Genomic DNA, 15,877 nt, shown 5'->3' with positions numbered 1-15,877 from the left:
GTAAATGCGTTATTAGCTTATCACAAAAAATTCTTTGGAGAATATTATGGCTTATATAAAATTCAGTAAGGATACGACGATTAATATGATTCTGGATGAGCAGGCGGGAGAAGGTCTGTGCAGAATCCGGGAGAAGGTTGCAAAGGATATTGAAAGGACGACGGGAGCATCCGTGCAGACGGATGCAAACGGAGACTGCGGGCAGGCTGTTCTGGCGGCGACGCTTGGGGAAGGAACGCTGGCGGACGCTCTCGCGGAAAAAATACCGGAGCTGAAAACGCTCTCCGGCAGATGGGAGAGCTACGGTTTTTACCTTGCGGAACATCCGATGGAGGGCGTGGAGAGCGCGCTGGTGATCGTGGGCAGTGACCGCACCGGCACGATCTACGGCATGTTCCATCTTTCCGAGCTGCTTGGGGTGACAGCGCTCGGATTCTGGGGAGACGTCACGCCGCCTGTGTGGGAAAGCGCGCTTCTGACCGATGAGCGGACGGGGGAAAAGGCGTCTGACGGACATCTGGTGAAAATGGTTTCCGGCGGTATCTCGAAGGAGCCGTCAGTAAAATTCCGCGGCTTTTTCATCAACGACGAGTGGCCCTGCTTCGGGAAATGGACGTTTTCGCATTACAACGGTTTTACGGCGGAGATGTATGACCATGTGTTTGAGTATCTTCTGCGCATGAAGGGAAACTATCTCTGGCCGGCAATGTGGACCTCATCCTTCCTTCTGGACGGACCGGGCATCGCTTCCATGCAGCTTGCGACGGAATACGGCATTTATATCGGCATGTCGCACCACGAGCCCTGTATGCGCTCCGGAGAGGAATTTTCCATTTTCAAGGGGGAAAATTCTCCCTACGGAACGGAATGGAATTATGATGTAAATAAAGAGGGACTGCTGAAATTCTGGGAGGACGGTCTGACGCGCGTGAAGGACGAGCAGATTTTCCCGACCGTCGGAATGCGCGGCGAGCGCGACAGTAAGCTGCTCGGCGACGACGCGACGATTGCGGAAAATGTCCGTCAGCTAAAGGAGATTATTATTAACCAGCGAAAGCTGCTCGCACAGCATGTCAACCCTGATCTGAAAAAGGTACCGCAGCTCTTTGCAATCTACAAGGAGGTGGAGGACTACTACTTTGGGGACGGCAGGATTGCCGGCATCCGCGGCTTTGACGAGCTGGAAGACGTGACGCTTTTGTTCTGCGAGGATAACTTTGGTAATATGCGCGCGCTTCCGCAGGAGTCGGAGCGGCAGCATCCGGGCGGCTTCGGCATGTATTACCATGTGGATTACCACGGATCGCCGATCTCCTTCGAGTGGGTAAATTCCACGCCGCTTGTGCGGATCTGGGAGCAGATGACCGAGGCGTATGAGTACGGCGTCCGAAATCTCTGGATCGTGAATGTGGGCGACGTAAAATTCCAGGAGTATCCGCTGGGATATTTTATGGAGCTTGCCTATGATTTTGAAACCTGGGGCGGCGGTTCCTCCGAAAAGGTGCGGGAATACACCGCGCAGTGGGTGCAGAAGCAGTTCGGCGCTTATGCTTCTGAAGAGCAGTGCCGGGAGATCACCTGGGTGCTGGAGGAATCGGTGCGGCTGAACAGCTACCGGCGTCCGGAGGCGCTGAATGATACGATTTATCATCCCGCTCACTACAATGAGGGAAGAAGGATGCTGGAGCGCTGCGAAGAGCTGGAGCAGAAAACGGAGCAGCTTCTTGCGGAGCTTACCGGCACACCGGCGGAAAAAGCTTATTTCAGTATGATCTACTATCCGGCGGCGGGAAGTGCAAATCTTTTGAAAATGCATCTTTTCTCGGGCATGAATCACCTGTATGCTTCACAGGGCAGGGCGGTCGCGAATGTGTACGGCGAAAAAATGCAGGCGTGCATACAGAAGGATGCAAAGCTTGCGGAGCGCATGAGGACGTTTAACGGCGGCAAATGGAGCGGCATGGAGCTGGAGGAGCACATCGGCTTTGTGAACTGGAACGACGAGGACTGGCGCTACCCGGTGCAGCATGTGGTGACGCTTCCGAAAAAGCCTCGTCTGACGGTGTCGCGCGCGGACGGCACAGGAAGCTACACGAACCAGTATTTCCCGATTCCGCTTGTGATCGACGATTTCCGGTATGCGGGAAAAGAAAAAGTGACGATACAGATTGCCAACGGCGGTACGGGAAGCGTAGAATGGAAGATAGAGGAAAGCTGCGATTACCTGGAATTTTCCGCGCGCGAGGGCAGCACGGAGCTGCTTGACGAGGTGGAGATCACCTTCCTGCGGGAGAAGCTTCCGGTCGGACAGGAGGCAGAGTTTGCCTGCAATATCCGCACTGAGCGGGAATCCGTCCAGCTTCGTATTTTGTGCAGAAACGAAAGCATGGCGAAGGTACCGTTCGGAGCATATGTGATGCAGGACGGTCTCTGCGTAGCGAACGCAGCGGACTTTTCCGTAAAGCTTGGAGGCGTGTACAAAGAGGGCAGGGCATCCTTTGAGCGGCTGGCGGATTACGGAAAGTACGGAAGCGGCATGAAGGTTTGCCCGACCACGGCGGATTACGGGAAAGCGGACTGGGAGAACGGCAGCGCTCCTGCGCTTATGTATGAAATCTGGGCGGAGCAGGAACAGACCTATATCCTGGAAATACGCACTTCACCGGCAAATCCGTTGGTAAACGGCGGCTCTCTGCAGACCGGTGTGCGCATAAACAGCGGAGAGGTACAGGCGCTGGCGCTGATCGGAGAGGGTTATCGCGGAGGCGATACAGAGTGTGAGGAATGGTGCCGGGCAGTGCTTAATCAGGAGCACTGTGCGAAGCTGCCGGTGCAGCTCAAAAAGGGCATCAATACCATTACGCTCTATGCCGGAGAAGCCGGTGTGGTTCTGGAGCGCCTGCAGATCTATGCACCGGACAGGCAGCCAAAATCCTCTTATATGGGACCGGACGTAAGCTATCGAAAGGCGTAAGCCTTCGGAGACGTTCCGGCATACGGCGCAGCATCGCGGCAGCGCAGAAAATGGAGGCAGGATTTATATTTTGTGTGACATAAGCTGGCTCTTTTGGCGCTGCGGGGATGCAAAAAGCCGGGAAAGAAAAGAGAAAGGAAACATCGGGAGAATATGAAAAGAGAAGACGCAAGAAAACGGGCGGAAGCGCTGGTCGCGCAGATGACAGTGGAGGAAAAGGCGAGTCAGCTCCGCTATGACGCCCCGGCAATTAAGAGACTTGGGATTCCGGCGTATAACTGGTGGAACGAGGCGCTTCACGGCGTGGCGAGAGCCGGACAGGCAACGGTATTTCCGCAGGCGATCGGGCTTGGCGCAACCTTTGACGATGCGCTGCTCGGTGAGATTGCTGATGTGATTGCGACGGAGGGACGTGCGAAATACAATGCCTATGCAGCAAAGGAAGACCGTGACATTTATAAGGGGCTGACGTTCTGGTCCCCGAATGTAAATATTTTCCGCGATCCGCGCTGGGGACGCGGTCATGAGACGTACGGGGAGGACCCGTATCTCACCAGCCGCCTCGGCGTGGCATTTGTAAAAGGTCTGCAGGGCGAAGGCGAGACGATGAAGGCGGCGGCGTGCGCGAAGCATTTTGCGGTGCATTCCGGACCGGAGGCGGTGCGCCACGAGTTCAATGCGGAGGCGTCGGCAAAGGATATGGAGGAGACATATCTTCCGGCGTTTGAGGCGCTGGTGAAGGAAGCGGATGTGGAAGCGGTCATGGGCGCCTACAACCGCACGAACGGCGAGGCGTGCTGTGCCAGCACGGCGCTGCAGAAAATCCTCCGCGAAGAATGGGGCTTTGAGGGACATTTTGTTTCGGACTGCTGGGCTATCCGCGATTTCCACGAGCACCATATGCTGACGGCGACGGCGAAGGAATCGGCGGCGATGGCAATCAACAGCGGCTGCGATTTAAATTGCGGAAATACATATCTGCATATTCTGCACGCTTACCGGGACGGGCTGGTATCCGAGGAGACTATCACGGCGGCGGCGGTGCGCCTGTTTACGACAAGGTTTATGCTCGGTCTGTTTGACGGCAGCGAGTATGACAGCATTCCGTATACGGAGGTGGAATCGAAGGAGCATCTGGCGCTGGCGGAGAAGGCGGCGCTGGAGAGTGCGGTGCTTCTGAAAAACGATGGGCTTCTGCCGCTTGACAAAGAAAAAATCAGGACGGTGGGCGTGATCGGGCCGAACGCGGACAGCCGGGCGGCGCTGATCGGAAACTATCACGGAACGGCATCGCGCTATGAGACTATCCAGCAGGGGCTGCAGGACTATCTTGGAGAAGAGGTGCGCGTGCTGACAAGCGCAGGCTGCGCGCTGTCGGATGATCGCACAGAGAAGCTTGCCTTTGCGGGCGACCGCCTGACGGAAGCGCAGATTGTTGCAGATAACAGTGATGTGGTGATCCTCTGCGTGGGACTTGACGAGACGCTGGAGGGCGAAGAGGGCGATACCGGAAACAGCTACGCTTCCGGTGACAAGGAAACGCTTCTGCTTCCGAAGGGGCAGCGCGATCTGATGGAGGCTGTGGCGGCGACCGGAAAGCCGGTGGTGCTCTGCATGATGAGTGGAAGCGATATGGATTTAAGCTATGCGCGCGAGCATTTTGACGCGATCCTGCAGCTCTGGTATCCGGGATGCCAGGGTGGAAGCGCAGCCGCAAAGCTGCTGTTCGGCGAGGTATCTCCTTCCGGAAAGCTTCCGGTAACCTTTTATGAGACACTGGAGGCGCTTCCGGAGTTTGAGGATTATTCCATGAAGGGCAGAACCTACCGCTACATGGAGCATGAAGCGCAGTATCCGTTTGGCTTCGGGCTGACCTACGGGGACGTGCGTGTGACGGATGCACAGATTAAGAGCGGCTCTGCTTTCAGGGGAATGGTGCTGGAGGTGACGGCGGAAAACGCCGTAACGACCGCTACTGATGAGGTGCTTCAGGTTTACGTAAAATGTACGGACAGTGCCAATGCAGTTCCGAATCCGGCGCTGGCGGCATTTAAGCGCGTCCATCTGCAGGCGGGCGAGACGGTGACGGTGGAAATGCCGGTATCCGCACGGGCGTTCACGGTGGTGGACGAAACGGGCATGCGCCGCATGGACGGAACGCATTTTTCGATCTATGCGGGCGTCAGCCAGCCGGATGCGCGCAGCCGCGAGCTGACTGGAAAGGCTCCGGCGGAGATAGATTACAGCTTGTAAGGGGAAGATTGCGGCGCCGGGTTTTTAGCCTGGCGCCGTAGTGTGTTGCGGAGATGGATACTGCCCTGCAAAGGAGACAACAGAGATGAAAGAAGGAGCTGGGTGGGGCTGGAGGGCTTTACCTATTCGCATCTCATGCGCATCATGGAGTACCCGCGGATGGCATCCGGGCTGGCGCGCGAAGGAGAATACGGCTGGGATGGATGGCTTGGCTGTTGGCAGATATGGATTCTTGATACAATATGAGAATATTATAAAATTAATCAAAAATGATCTTCTGTGCTCTTGCAATCTCGCAGTTGACATTTCCGTTTGCATGGTGTATAAAAATAATATAAAAGGGAGTAGCGGCATAGGTTCTATGTATCTTTGGTCGTCAGTACAATAACGTGCGTTATTCGTCAAAGATTGAAACAGCGAGACTTTTACTGTGAGAAATTGCAGTAAAAGTCTTTTTTTATTTTCGCAAAAGCAATGAGCCGTGCTAAGCCATCGGCAGAACCGGCCGTGCGTGCTAGCACGCAAACGGCTGGAGCTGCCGGTGTCTCAATAGGGCGAAGCCCGCGACCGAGTGCGCAGAGCGCACGAGGAGCACGGCGAAGAAGAGAGGCGGGGGAGAGGCAGCGGCCGTGCGTGCAAGCACGCAAACGGCTGGAGCTGCCGATGGCTTAATAGGGCGAAGCCCGCGACCGAGTGCGCAGAGCGCACGAGGTGCACGGCGAAGAAAAATGGAACTGTACGCTACCGGAAAGAAGGAGGAAAAGATGGAGTTTTTATTGGAAGGAATCCAGATGCTGACCTGGCAGCAGGTCGTCATGTACGGGATCGGCGCTCTGCTGATCTGGCTGGCAGTGAAGAAGGGCTATGAGCCGGCGCTGCTGCTGCCGATGGGATTCGGCGCGATTCTGGTGAATCTGCCGGCGAGCGGAGTGCTGAACCAGGTGCTGCCGGGAGTCGGCGAGACGCAGGGAATCATTCAGTGGTTATTTGAGGTGGGAATTGAGGCGTCAGAGGCGATGCCGATTCTCTTATTTATCGGGATTGGGGCGATGATCGACTTCGGACCGCTGCTGTCAAATCCGAAGATGTTTCTGTTTGGAGCCGGCGCGCAGTTTGGTATTTTTGCGGCGATACTGCTTGCGGTGGCACTTGGCTTTGATTTAAAGGATGCCGCTTCCATCGGTATTATCGGGGCGGCGGACGGTCCCACATCCATTCTTGTATCGCAGATTTTAAAATCGGACTACATTGGAGCGATCGCGGTGGCGGCGTATTCTTACATGGCGCTTGTCCCCGTGATCCAGCCGTTTGCGATTCGCCTGGTGACGACGAAAAAAGAACGGCAGATCCGCATGAATTACAATCCGGTTTCGGTAAGTAAACTCACTAGGATCATCTTTCCGATCGCAGTGACGATCGTGGTAGGTCTGGTGGCTCCGTCCTCAGTGGCGCTGGTTGGATTTCTGATGTTTGGAAATCTGATCCGCGAGTGCGGTGTACTTGGAACGATGTCAGAGACAGCACAGAATACGCTTTCCAATCTGATCACGCTGCTGCTCGGCATTACGATTTCCTTCAGCATGAAGGCGGAGCGCTTTGTCACGGCCGAGACGCTGCTGATCCTGGTGATCGGCGTGTTCGCCTTTGTAGCCGATACGATCGGAGGCGTCCTGCTTGCCAAATTTATGAATCTGTTTACGAAAGAAAAGATCAATCCGATGATCGGCGGCGCGGGCATCTCCGCATTCCCGATGTCCTCGCGCGTTGTACAGAAAATGGCGATGGAGGAGGATCCGGGAAATGTGCTGCTGATGCATGCGGCGGGGGCGAACGTCTCCGGACAGATCGCTTCGGTTGTGGCGGGCGGTCTTGTGATCAACCTTGTAACGGGATTTTTGGGATAGGAAAGGGTGGTTTGAATGGATAATATATTGATTGCACTGGAAATTATGTGGAAGGGCATGGCAGGAATCTTCGCCGTGGCGCTGATCATCATGGCGATCGTGTATCTGCTTGGCAGAATTGGAAAAAGGTAATTTGCCATCTGTACAGGTGGAAGCTATTTCGTATATAATAAAATAAAAAAGAAGGAAACAGAGGGGAGCGTTTTATTCACTGCCCTCTGTTTCCTTGAGAATATAATCAAACATAACGGTTTTGGATCTGGAGAGATGGTGCACCATGGCGCTGGCGGCTTCCTTCCAGTCATTTTTCAGAGCGGCTTCTACGACCGCGATATGCTCCTCTATCGTTTCGTGCAGACGATCCGTGGAGGTCTGACCGGAGAGGATACGGGTACGGCGGATCTGGTTGCCGATCGTGGAATATAGATTGATAAAATAGGAATTATCGCAGGCATCAATAAATAGCTGGTGAAAGCTGTCATCCATGTCGGAATAGGAGTACACCGGAATTTTCTTATTCAGATAATCCGAATACAGGCGATAATAATGCATGTAGGTTTCCGGCGGTATGCGGTTCCCGTAATTTTTCACTACATAGGGTTCCAACAGATTGCGCGCCTCATATACCATGTTAATATCGTGGACGGTGATCCTGGAAATCTCAACGCCCTTTTTGGGGAGGATTTTTACAAGACCTTCCTGTTCCAGACGACTGAGGGCGTCGCGGATAGGGGTGCGGCTGGCAGAGACTTCCGCGCGGATGCGCTCCTCGTTAATAACGGTTCCCGGCGCATAAACGCAGTTTACAATGTTATCTTTAATGATCTGATAGGCCTGATGCTTTAAAGGTTCTTTACCCATGTTTGCTCCTGCTGCTTTCTTAAATCAGACGGTTCCCGGATAGACGAAAGGATTTTGCCGTTGACGTGATACCCGGAAAATCATGTGCTGCATACGTTAAGTATATCAGATAATATAACGGACGGCAACTGAAATTCATGTGCCGTTGTTGTATACAACATGAACCACGAAAAAGGAAATGGTAATGAAAAATTTAGTAAACATAAGAAAAGAAAACAGATAAAATAAAAGTAAGAAAAACCTATTGACAAAAACAGTGAGGTGATATATGTTGTATACAACAGAAAGAAGAACAGGAGAAAAAATGAAAGCGGTTCTCATTCATGAACCGGGGAATGTGAGCATCGTGGAAATCGCAAAGCCATCCCCAAAAGAGGGGGAAGCGCTTCTGAGGATTCTTTACGGCGGTATCTGCGGAAGCGATCTTGGGACTTATCGCGGGACCTTCGCGTACGCCGGTTATCCGAGAATTCCGGGACATGAATTTTCGGCGCAGATCGTAGAAATCGGAGAGAACGACAGGGGCTTGAAACCGGGGATGATAGTTACCGGAAATCCTTATTTCGATTGTCAGCATTGTTATTCCTGTGAGCGCGGGCTTGTCAACTGCTGTGAATCCAATGAGACGCTTGGCGCGCAGAGGGACGGTGTATTTTCGGAGTACATCACTATGCCGGTCGAGCGAATTTACGATGGCAGGGGGCTTTCTCCAAGACAGCTTGCGCTGATCGAACCGTTCTGCATCAGCTATCACGGCGTATCCAGAGCAAATGTGCAGCCGGGCGATAAGGTGCTGATAGTTGGCGCGGGAACCATCGGCGTTCTGGCTGCGATCGCAGCGAAGGCAAAGGGCGGAGAGGTTTATATCGCAGACGTTGCAGAGGCGAAGCTGAAATATGCATATGAGACATTTGGACTTGCAGGTATGATCCTGAACGACGACCCGGATACCTTCATGGATAAGGTAAACGCAGTGACTGGCGGGCACCACGGCTTTGACGTGACGATTGAGGCGGTCGGACTTCCGTCCACCTTCCAGAACTGTATCGACGCGGCAGCCTATGGAGCGCGCGTAGTACAGATTGGCGTTGGCAGGCAGAAGCTGGATTTTGATTTTACTGTAATCCAGAAGAAGGAACTGAATATTTTCGGTTCCAGAAACGCACTGAAAAAAGATTTTCTGGAGCTGATCGATCTGGTAAAAAATGGTGGGGCAGATCTGGAGAAGATTGTTATGAACAAAGGAGCAATGGAACCGGAAAAACGTTCGGAGTATTCTCTTGATGAAGCGGCTGAGGCATTTGAGGAATTCAGCAGATTCGGGGCAAATAAGCTAAAGGTCGTTATTCACTTTGCAGATCCGCAGTAGGCTTTTATAATGAACCTGTTTTTGCAGACCTGTGTGCAGATATGTACTTTCGGTCTGGTAAGTCTGTTTACTAAAATTTGAAGTTGGGGGAATGTCATGAGAGAGTATATTAGGATCCATCCGAAGGATGTTGTGGCGGTGGCGCTGAAGCCTTTGGAGAAGGGGAAAACAGCGGAGATCGATGGCAGTACCATTATTTTACGGGAAGATATTCCGCAGGGACATAAGTTCGCCCTTACGGATATCGCGGCAGGTTCGCCTGTGATAAAATACGGCTGCTCCATCGGCAATGCAAAGGAGAACATCCCGTGTGGGGCGTGGGTGCATATCCATAATGTAAAAACAGGACTTGGTGATCTGCTCACCTACACGTATGACAAGCAGGATACGACGCTGGAGGAGACGGAGGCGGCTTATTTCCAGGGCTACCGCAGACCGGACGGCAGGGTGGGCGTCCGCAATGAGATCTGGATCATCCCGACCGTCGGCTGTGTAAACAACGTGGCGGAGGCGATTGAGAAGCAGGCACAGAAATATGTCGGAGGTTCCGTGGAGGAGGTTGTTTCCTTTACGCACCCTTACGGCTGTTCCCAGATGGGCGACGACCAGGACAATACCCGGCGGATTCTGGCGGATTTTGTGAATCATCCGAATGCGGGCGGCGTGCTGGTGCTCGGGCTTGGCTGTGAGAACAGCAACATTGATGAGCTGAAGAAGTTTATCGGGGAGTACGACGAGAAACGCGTGAAATTCCTGGTGGCACAGGAGTGTGAGGATGAAATTGAAGAGGCATTGAAGCTGATTGAAGAACTGGCGGCGTATGTGGGAAGCTTTCAGAGAGAACCGATCCCGGCAAGCGAGCTGATCATCGGGATGAAGTGCGGGGGCTCCGACGGGCTTTCCGGGATCACGGCAAACCCGGCAGTGGGACGTTTCTCCGATATTCTGATCTCCAAGGGCGGCACGACGATCCTGACCGAGGTGCCGGAGATGTTCGGAGCGGAGACGCTTCTGATGAACCGCTGCGAGACGCCGGAGTTATTTGAAAAGACCGTTGATCTGATCAACGATTTTAAGAATTATTTTACTTCCCATAATCAGACGATCTACGAGAATCCGTCGCCGGGAAATAAAAAGGGCGGTATCACGACTCTGGAGGATAAATCACTGGGATGTACGCAGAAATCCGGAAGCGCGGCTGTGCGCGGCGTACTGAAATACGGCGAGCCGGTGAGCGAGAAGGGCTTAAATCTTCTGAGCGCACCGGGTAACGACCTGGTGGCTTCCACGGCGCTGGCGGCGAGCGGCGCGCATATTGTACTGTTTACCACCGGGCGCGGGACGCCGTTCGCATCGCCTGTTCCGACCGTGAAGATTTCCACCAATACCGGGCTTTCGCAGAAGAAAAACAACTGGATCGACTTCAACTGCGGCGTGATGGTGGAGGACACCAGCCTGGACGAAATGGGAAAACAGCTTTTTGATTACGTGATGGAGGTTGCCTCCGGAAAGAAAGTGAAAGCAGAGGAGAAGGGCTTCCACGATATGGCAATTTTCAAGCAGGGCGTGACGTTGTGATGAGAGATGTGAGACTTTCATAATCATAAAGAAAGGATAGAGAATAATGAAAAAATTAAGCTATGCAACACTGGAAGAAATGGGTTATGACGGATACCTGCTGAAGGAAGCTCCGGAGAGAGTACTTCAGTTCGGCGAAGGAAATTTCCTGCGCGCGTTTGTAGAGTGTTGGATCGATAAGATGAATGAGAAGGCGGGCTTTAACTCTAAGGTGGTTCTGTGCCAGCCGATCGCTCCGGGGCTTGCAGATATGATCAACGAGCAGGAGGGACTTTACACGCTGATCCTGCGCGGAAATGAAAACGGACAGAAGATCGACGACCGCCGCATCATTTCCTGCGTGAGCAAATGTCTGAATCCGTACAAAGAATATGATGCAGTGCTTGCCTATGCGGAGAGCGAAGACATCCGTTTTGTAGTCTGCAACACGACCGAGGCAGGCATCCAGTACGATCCGTCCTGCCAGTTTACCGACGTTCCGGCAGCAAGCTATCCGGGCAAGCTGACGCAGTGGCTGTACCGCCGCTTCCAGAAGTTCGGACAGGAAAAAGGCAAAGGCATCATCATCCTTTCCTGCGAGCTGATCGATAACAACGGAAAAGAGCTGGAGAAGTGTGTAAATCTGTATGCGGATCAGTGGGAGCTTGGCGGGGAATTTAAGAGCTGGCTGAAAGAGGAATGTGTATTCTGCTCCACGCTGGTTGACCGTATCGTTCCGGGCTATCCGAGAGCGGACGCCGCGGCAATCTGCGAAGAGCTTGGCTACCAGGACAACCTTCTGGATGTCGGCGAGGTGTTTGGCCTCTGGGTAATCGAGGGACCGCAGTGGATGAAGAAGGAGCTTCCGTTTGAGGAGGCGGGGCTGCCGGTCATCATCTGCGACGACCACAAGCCGTACAAGCAGAGAAAGGTCCGCATCCTGAACGGCGCGCACACCTCCATGGTGCTTGGCGCTTATCTTGCAGGACAGGATATCGTGCGTGACTGCATGAATGACGAAGTGATCAACGGCTTTATGAACAAGACGATCTACGACGAGATTATCCCGACGCTGACGCTGCCGGAGGATGAGCTGAAGGAGTTTGCGGCGTCCGTGACAGACCGTTTCAACAACCCGTTTGTTGACCATGCGCTGATGTCGATCTCTCTGAACTCCACCTCTAAGTGGAAAGCGCGCGTGATGCCGAGCCTGAAAGGATATGTTGCAAAATTCGGCAGCCTTCCGAAGTGCATCACAGCCTCCTTTGCGTTCTATATCGCATTCTACCATGGACAGAAGCTGACGGATGAAGGTCTGGTTGGAAGTAGAGAGAAAAATGAATATGTTATCCATGACGACAGAGATATTCTGGAATTCTATGCAGCGCACAAGGATGATTCTGCAAAGGAGCTGGCATATGCAGTCTGCACGAACACCGCTTTCTGGGGAGAGGATTTGAGCGAGATCGCGGGCTTTGAGGCGGCGGTTGCAGATTATCTGGAGCAGATCGAAAAAGACGGAACCTACGAAGTAATGAAGCGTGTATTGGCGTAGTTTTGGCGCAAATTATACATAAACTTGTGCTGACAGACGCAGAATAATCTGATATAATGATGCCAGGGACAAAAAGTCATGTATTTCGCGCTGGCGTGGGGAAGCGTGACTTGGAAGTTCAGGGCATCATTTTTAAATGAAAATTACAGGGAGGGAATTATCATGAAATCTATGGAAGAGCAATTCAAAGAGGTTGGCGTTGTGCCGGTAGTCGTGCTGAATGACGCAAAGGACGCGCTGCCGCTGGCTGAGGCGCTGGTTGAGGGCGGTCTGCCGTGCGCAGAGGTGACCTTCCGCACGGATGCCGCAGAGGAATCCATCCGTCTGATGGCGGAAAAGTATCCGGACATGCTGGTAGGCGCAGGCACGGTTCTGACGATCGACCAGGTAGACCGTGCAGTGGGAGCTGGCGCGAAATTTATTGTCAGCCCGGGCTTCGATCCGGAGATCGTTGACTACTGCATCAGCAAGGAAATTCCGGTATTCCCGGGATGCATCACGCCGTCTGAGGTGGCGCAGGCTGTAAAGCGTGGTCTGAAGGTTGTGAAATTTTTCCCGGCAGAGCAGGCAGGCGGCGTTGCGATGATCAAGGCAATGGCTGCACCGTATACGATGGTAAAATTCATGCCGACCGGCGGCATCAGCACAAAGAATCTGCGCAGCTATCTGGAGTGCGACAAGATCCTCTGCTGCGGCGGAAGCTGGATGGTAAAGGGCGATCTCATCAAAGCCGGTGAGTTCGACAAGATCCGTGAGATGACCAAAGAAGCAGTTGCACTTGCAGCAGAAATCAGAGGTTAATAGATGATTCAAAAATCCCTGCACGGCAGACGCATTGTCTGAAATGCAGGGATTTTTATGTTGCCATGCATCCGAAGAGAGCTGCCGGTGGCAGGTCCTGTAGGTCTTTAATGTCCACCGGAAAGAGATGCAAAAATCATTCCGGAAATCACTCAGAGCGTCGGAAAGAACCGATGGATAATTGCACGGCTTTTTGGCAGGAAGAACTGCACGGCGGGACCAATAAAGAGGGCTGCTGCGATAGTTCCAATACCGAATTTTCCTCCCAGCAGGAAGCCGAGCACTACGAAAAACACATCACAGGCAATGCGGACAAACTGGAACTGAACGTTTGTCTTTTCATTTAGTTTATCTGTCAGTATAATAGCAATCAGATCATTCGGGCCGGTACCACTGTTACTTTCGATAACTATGGACATCCCCAGGCTCAGGATGATGCATCCCGCCAGCATAACAAGCAGGCGCAGCCACATCGGGGAAGCAGCGGTGACGCTGCCTTTAAACAGCCACAAAAAGAAATCGATAATCCAGCCTCCGCAAAATGCGCAGACAACAGTACCTGGCTTGACATAGCCTTTGGTGGTCAGGAGCATAATAATCATCAGAAGGATCAGTGCAATGACGTGTACCGTGCCTATGCTCAGACCGACTGTAAGGGAAATGCCCTGGATCATTACGGTAAAGGTATCCGATCCAAGCTCGGAAAGCAGGAACAGGCTGACGCCCAGATGGGCAATGGTCAGTCCGATGAAGAGGGTTGCAAGCCCCTGTACCCATTCCTTTGGGCTGCGTTTTCTGGTATCCGATGCGAATGTCTGTTTACTCATCTTATTCTTAAATCCCCTTATATATTCTTTTAGTTATGATAGCAAAAACAGGTAGACTTTTCAAGGAATGTCTTATAAAATAGAGCAGGAAAAACTCCGGATCTGCAAAAGCGGGACGGAGGAGGAAAATGAAGGACAGGATGTGACATTATGAAAAATTTACAAATCAGAAATTCCTTGATTCTGCTGCTGACGGCGCTGATCTGGGGCGTGGCGTTTGTGGCGCAGAGCGTTGGCATGGATTATGTGGGACCGTTTACGTTTAATGCGGTGCGCTCTTTGATAGGCGGAATTGTGCTGCTGCCCTGCATTGCGCTGCTGAAAAAGATCAATCCGTCGGAAAAGAAACCGGAGGATCCTGCAAGGGCGAAAAGAAATCTGATCCTTGGAGGCGTCTGCTGCGGGATAGCCCTGTGTGCGGCAAGCTCTCTGCAGCAGATCGGAATTGCCTATACAACGGTGGGAAAGGCAGGCTTTATCACCGCTTTCTATATTGTGATCGTGCCGATCATTGGCATATTTTTCGGGAAAAAATGCGGGATTTCCGTGTGGATCGGTGTGCTGCTCGCGCTTGCAGGTCTGTATTTTCTGTGTATCAACGAAGAGCTGACGATCGGCAGGGGAGATGTGCTGGTATTTTTCGGCGCGCTGCTGTTTGCCGTACATATTATGGTGATCGACCACTTTTCGCCGCTGGTGGATGGGGTTACGATGTCCTGCATCCAGTTTTTTGTCAGCGGCATCATCTGTGCGGTGCCGATGTTTTTGTTTGAAAAGCCGCAATTAGGTCAGCTTCTGGCGGCCTGGCAGCCGATCCTCTATGCGGGCGTGCTGTCCTGCGGCGTTGCCTACACCCTGCAGATCATCGGACAAAAAGGGATGAACCCGACGGTTGCATCCCTTATACTCAGTCTTGAATCGGTGATCTCTGTGCTGGCAGGCATGGTGATCCTGCACCAGAACCTGTCGTCAAGAGAGGTGCTTGGCTGTGTGCTGATGTTTGCGGCTATTCTGCTTGCGCAGCTTCCGCAGAAGCCGGGGAAAGCAGATACTCCAGAAAACGGATAACGTTGTCTGTGCGCTCGGTGTTTGTGAGCACGCAGAGGATTGCTTTTTCGCCCATACCGCCGTATGCCTGGTAGACGGCATTGTCAGAAATGTCGATGCCGTGCGGGGCGGCGGGAAGGGTATTCAGAACGGTGCCGTCATCATCGGTCTCTATCTCACTGGATTCCATGATCTGATCTGCAAACTGGCCGTACAGATCCGCAGGAAGCAGCTCGGAGAGGTCGGCGAGATAACCATGTTCGGAATACTCATTAAACTGATCTTCCGGGCAGACCAGAATGTCGACGGCCTGCGCAGCGATCAAGGTAGTGAGCTTCATCTGATCGCCGTATTCGTCAAGGCTGTAGTTTGAACAGTCGAGCAGCTCATCGTCGCTTGTCAGTTCATAGTATTCGCGCAGAGCGTCGTCCAGCCCGGTGTTGTCCACCAGCCAAGCCTCATTGATAAAGGCGACGGACAGGATCGTGGTCTGGTGGCGAAAAAACATCGTATACACCAGCGAGGCGACCGCGATAACCGCAATGATGACAACGATGACCGTCCGCAGGTAGTAATCTTTGAAATAACCTGCCTTCTGCGAGCGGCTTAAATTGGAAGTATCCTTCTTCTTCAGCGAATCGTCGCGCTTCTGGTAGAGGAGCGAATCGTCGTCCAGCGCTGTCTTTTTGTCATCAATATTCATTTGTGTATCCCTTTCTTTCTGATATC

Annotated in this window: 12 protein-coding genes; 9 read left to right on the top strand and 3 right to left on the bottom strand. The window is 52.8% G+C overall.

The genetic code is table 11. From position 1 onward, the window contains the following. Nucleotides 1-46 precede the first annotated feature (46 nt). The 4 genes from ACLU9Q_RS09075 to ACLU9Q_RS09060 all read left to right on the top strand — a co-directional run bounded on the left by ACLU9Q_RS09075 (nucleotide 47) and on the right by ACLU9Q_RS09060 (nucleotide 7,131). Nucleotides 47-2,974, top strand: a complete 2,928-nt coding sequence (locus ACLU9Q_RS09075; protein ID WP_412625067.1) for a glycosyl hydrolase 115 family protein — start codon at nucleotides 47-49, stop codon at nucleotides 2,972-2,974. Between the two features lie 153 nt (nucleotides 2,975-3,127). Then, nucleotides 3,128-5,227, top strand: a complete 2,100-nt coding sequence (locus ACLU9Q_RS09070) for a glycoside hydrolase family 3 C-terminal domain-containing protein (RefSeq protein WP_296841266.1) — start codon at nucleotides 3,128-3,130, stop codon at nucleotides 5,225-5,227. Between the two features lie 45 nt (nucleotides 5,228-5,272). Continuing rightward, complete coding sequence (locus tag ACLU9Q_RS09065) at nucleotides 5,273-5,473, top strand: hypothetical protein (protein WP_296906713.1); 201 nt, start codon at nucleotides 5,273-5,275, stop codon at nucleotides 5,471-5,473. 518 nt (nucleotides 5,474-5,991) lie between these two features. Then, complete coding sequence (locus ACLU9Q_RS09060) at nucleotides 5,992-7,131, top strand: sodium ion-translocating decarboxylase subunit beta (RefSeq protein WP_296833689.1); 1,140 nt, start codon at nucleotides 5,992-5,994, stop codon at nucleotides 7,129-7,131. Between the two features lie 204 nt (nucleotides 7,132-7,335). Here ACLU9Q_RS09060 and ACLU9Q_RS09055 read toward each other — a convergent pair whose 3' ends face one another. After that, complete coding sequence (locus ACLU9Q_RS09055; RefSeq protein ID WP_412625064.1) at nucleotides 7,336-7,992, bottom strand: GntR family transcriptional regulator; 657 nt, start codon at nucleotides 7,990-7,992, stop codon at nucleotides 7,336-7,338. 304 nt (nucleotides 7,993-8,296) lie between these two features. Here ACLU9Q_RS09055 and ACLU9Q_RS09050 point away from each other — a divergent pair, with 304 nt between their 5' ends. From ACLU9Q_RS09050 to ACLU9Q_RS09035, 4 genes are all read left to right on the top strand, one after another. Further along, nucleotides 8,297-9,361: a zinc-binding alcohol dehydrogenase family protein gene (locus ACLU9Q_RS09050; protein ID WP_296833615.1), complete on the top strand. Its 1,065-nt coding sequence runs from the start codon at nucleotides 8,297-8,299 to the stop codon at nucleotides 9,359-9,361. Between the two features lie 96 nt (nucleotides 9,362-9,457). After that, nucleotides 9,458-10,939: a UxaA family hydrolase gene (locus ACLU9Q_RS09045; protein ID WP_296833618.1), complete on the top strand. Its 1,482-nt coding sequence runs from the start codon at nucleotides 9,458-9,460 to the stop codon at nucleotides 10,937-10,939. 46 nt (nucleotides 10,940-10,985) lie between these two features. After that, on the top strand, nucleotides 10,986-12,473 hold the full coding sequence (locus tag ACLU9Q_RS09040; protein ID WP_412625062.1) for a tagaturonate reductase: 1,488 nt from the start codon (nucleotides 10,986-10,988) through the stop codon (nucleotides 12,471-12,473). Between the two features lie 162 nt (nucleotides 12,474-12,635). Then, a complete protein-coding gene (locus ACLU9Q_RS09035; protein WP_296833624.1) occupies nucleotides 12,636-13,274 on the top strand; it encodes a bifunctional 4-hydroxy-2-oxoglutarate aldolase/2-dehydro-3-deoxy-phosphogluconate aldolase in 639 nt (212 codons plus the stop codon). A gap of 152 nt (nucleotides 13,275-13,426) precedes the next feature. Here ACLU9Q_RS09035 and ACLU9Q_RS09030 read toward each other — a convergent pair whose 3' ends face one another. Next, nucleotides 13,427-14,101: a YczE/YyaS/YitT family protein gene (locus ACLU9Q_RS09030; RefSeq protein WP_296833627.1), complete on the bottom strand. Its 675-nt coding sequence runs from the start codon at nucleotides 14,099-14,101 to the stop codon at nucleotides 13,427-13,429. A gap of 150 nt (nucleotides 14,102-14,251) precedes the next feature. Here ACLU9Q_RS09030 and ACLU9Q_RS09025 point away from each other — a divergent pair, with 150 nt between their 5' ends. Continuing rightward, nucleotides 14,252-15,169 (top strand): DMT family transporter, encoded by a 918-nt coding sequence (locus ACLU9Q_RS09025; RefSeq protein WP_302592161.1) that lies wholly within the window; start codon nucleotides 14,252-14,254, stop codon nucleotides 15,167-15,169. On the opposite strand, the gene ACLU9Q_RS09020 is transcribed toward ACLU9Q_RS09025, so the two are convergent. Further along, entirely contained in the window at nucleotides 15,108-15,851 is a 744-nt protein-coding gene (locus ACLU9Q_RS09020; protein WP_296833633.1) for a hypothetical protein, read from the bottom strand. The genes ACLU9Q_RS09025 and ACLU9Q_RS09020 overlap by 62 nt on opposite strands. Between the last annotated feature and the right edge of the window lie 26 nt (nucleotides 15,852-15,877).

It is taken from the genome of Marvinbryantia sp. (genome assembly GCF_047017445.1).
Lineage (GTDB): Bacteria > Bacillota > Clostridia > Lachnospirales > Lachnospiraceae > Marvinbryantia.
The sequence above is the reverse complement of the archived record's forward strand: the minus strand, read 5'-3'. Positions and strand labels throughout refer to the sequence as shown.

What these genes read in the sequence shown, in the direction of transcription:
- ACLU9Q_RS09055 (WP_412625064.1), bottom strand. Translation starts at nt 7,992, where the DNA reads ATGGGTAAAGAACCTTTAAAGCATCAGGCCTATCAGATCATTAAAGAT.
- ACLU9Q_RS09020 (WP_296833633.1), bottom strand. Translation starts at nt 15,851, where the DNA reads ATGAATATTGATGACAAAAAGACAGCGCTGGACGACGATTCGCTCCTC.
- ACLU9Q_RS09060 (WP_296833689.1), top strand. Translation starts at nt 5,992, where the DNA reads ATGGAGTTTTTATTGGAAGGAATCCAGATGCTGACCTGGCAGCAGGTC.
- ACLU9Q_RS09075 (WP_412625067.1), top strand. Translation starts at nt 47, where the DNA reads ATGGCTTATATAAAATTCAGTAAGGATACGACGATTAATATGATTCTG.
- ACLU9Q_RS09070 (WP_296841266.1), top strand. Translation starts at nt 3,128, where the DNA reads ATGAAAAGAGAAGACGCAAGAAAACGGGCGGAAGCGCTGGTCGCGCAG.
- ACLU9Q_RS09025 (WP_302592161.1), top strand. Translation starts at nt 14,252, where the DNA reads ATGAAAAATTTACAAATCAGAAATTCCTTGATTCTGCTGCTGACGGCG.
- ACLU9Q_RS09050 (WP_296833615.1), top strand. Translation starts at nt 8,297, where the DNA reads ATGAAAGCGGTTCTCATTCATGAACCGGGGAATGTGAGCATCGTGGAA.
- ACLU9Q_RS09045 (WP_296833618.1), top strand. Translation starts at nt 9,458, where the DNA reads ATGAGAGAGTATATTAGGATCCATCCGAAGGATGTTGTGGCGGTGGCG.
- ACLU9Q_RS09030 (WP_296833627.1), bottom strand. Translation starts at nt 14,101, where the DNA reads ATGAGTAAACAGACATTCGCATCGGATACCAGAAAACGCAGCCCAAAG.
- ACLU9Q_RS09035 (WP_296833624.1), top strand. Translation starts at nt 12,636, where the DNA reads ATGAAATCTATGGAAGAGCAATTCAAAGAGGTTGGCGTTGTGCCGGTA.
- ACLU9Q_RS09040 (WP_412625062.1), top strand. Translation starts at nt 10,986, where the DNA reads ATGAAAAAATTAAGCTATGCAACACTGGAAGAAATGGGTTATGACGGA.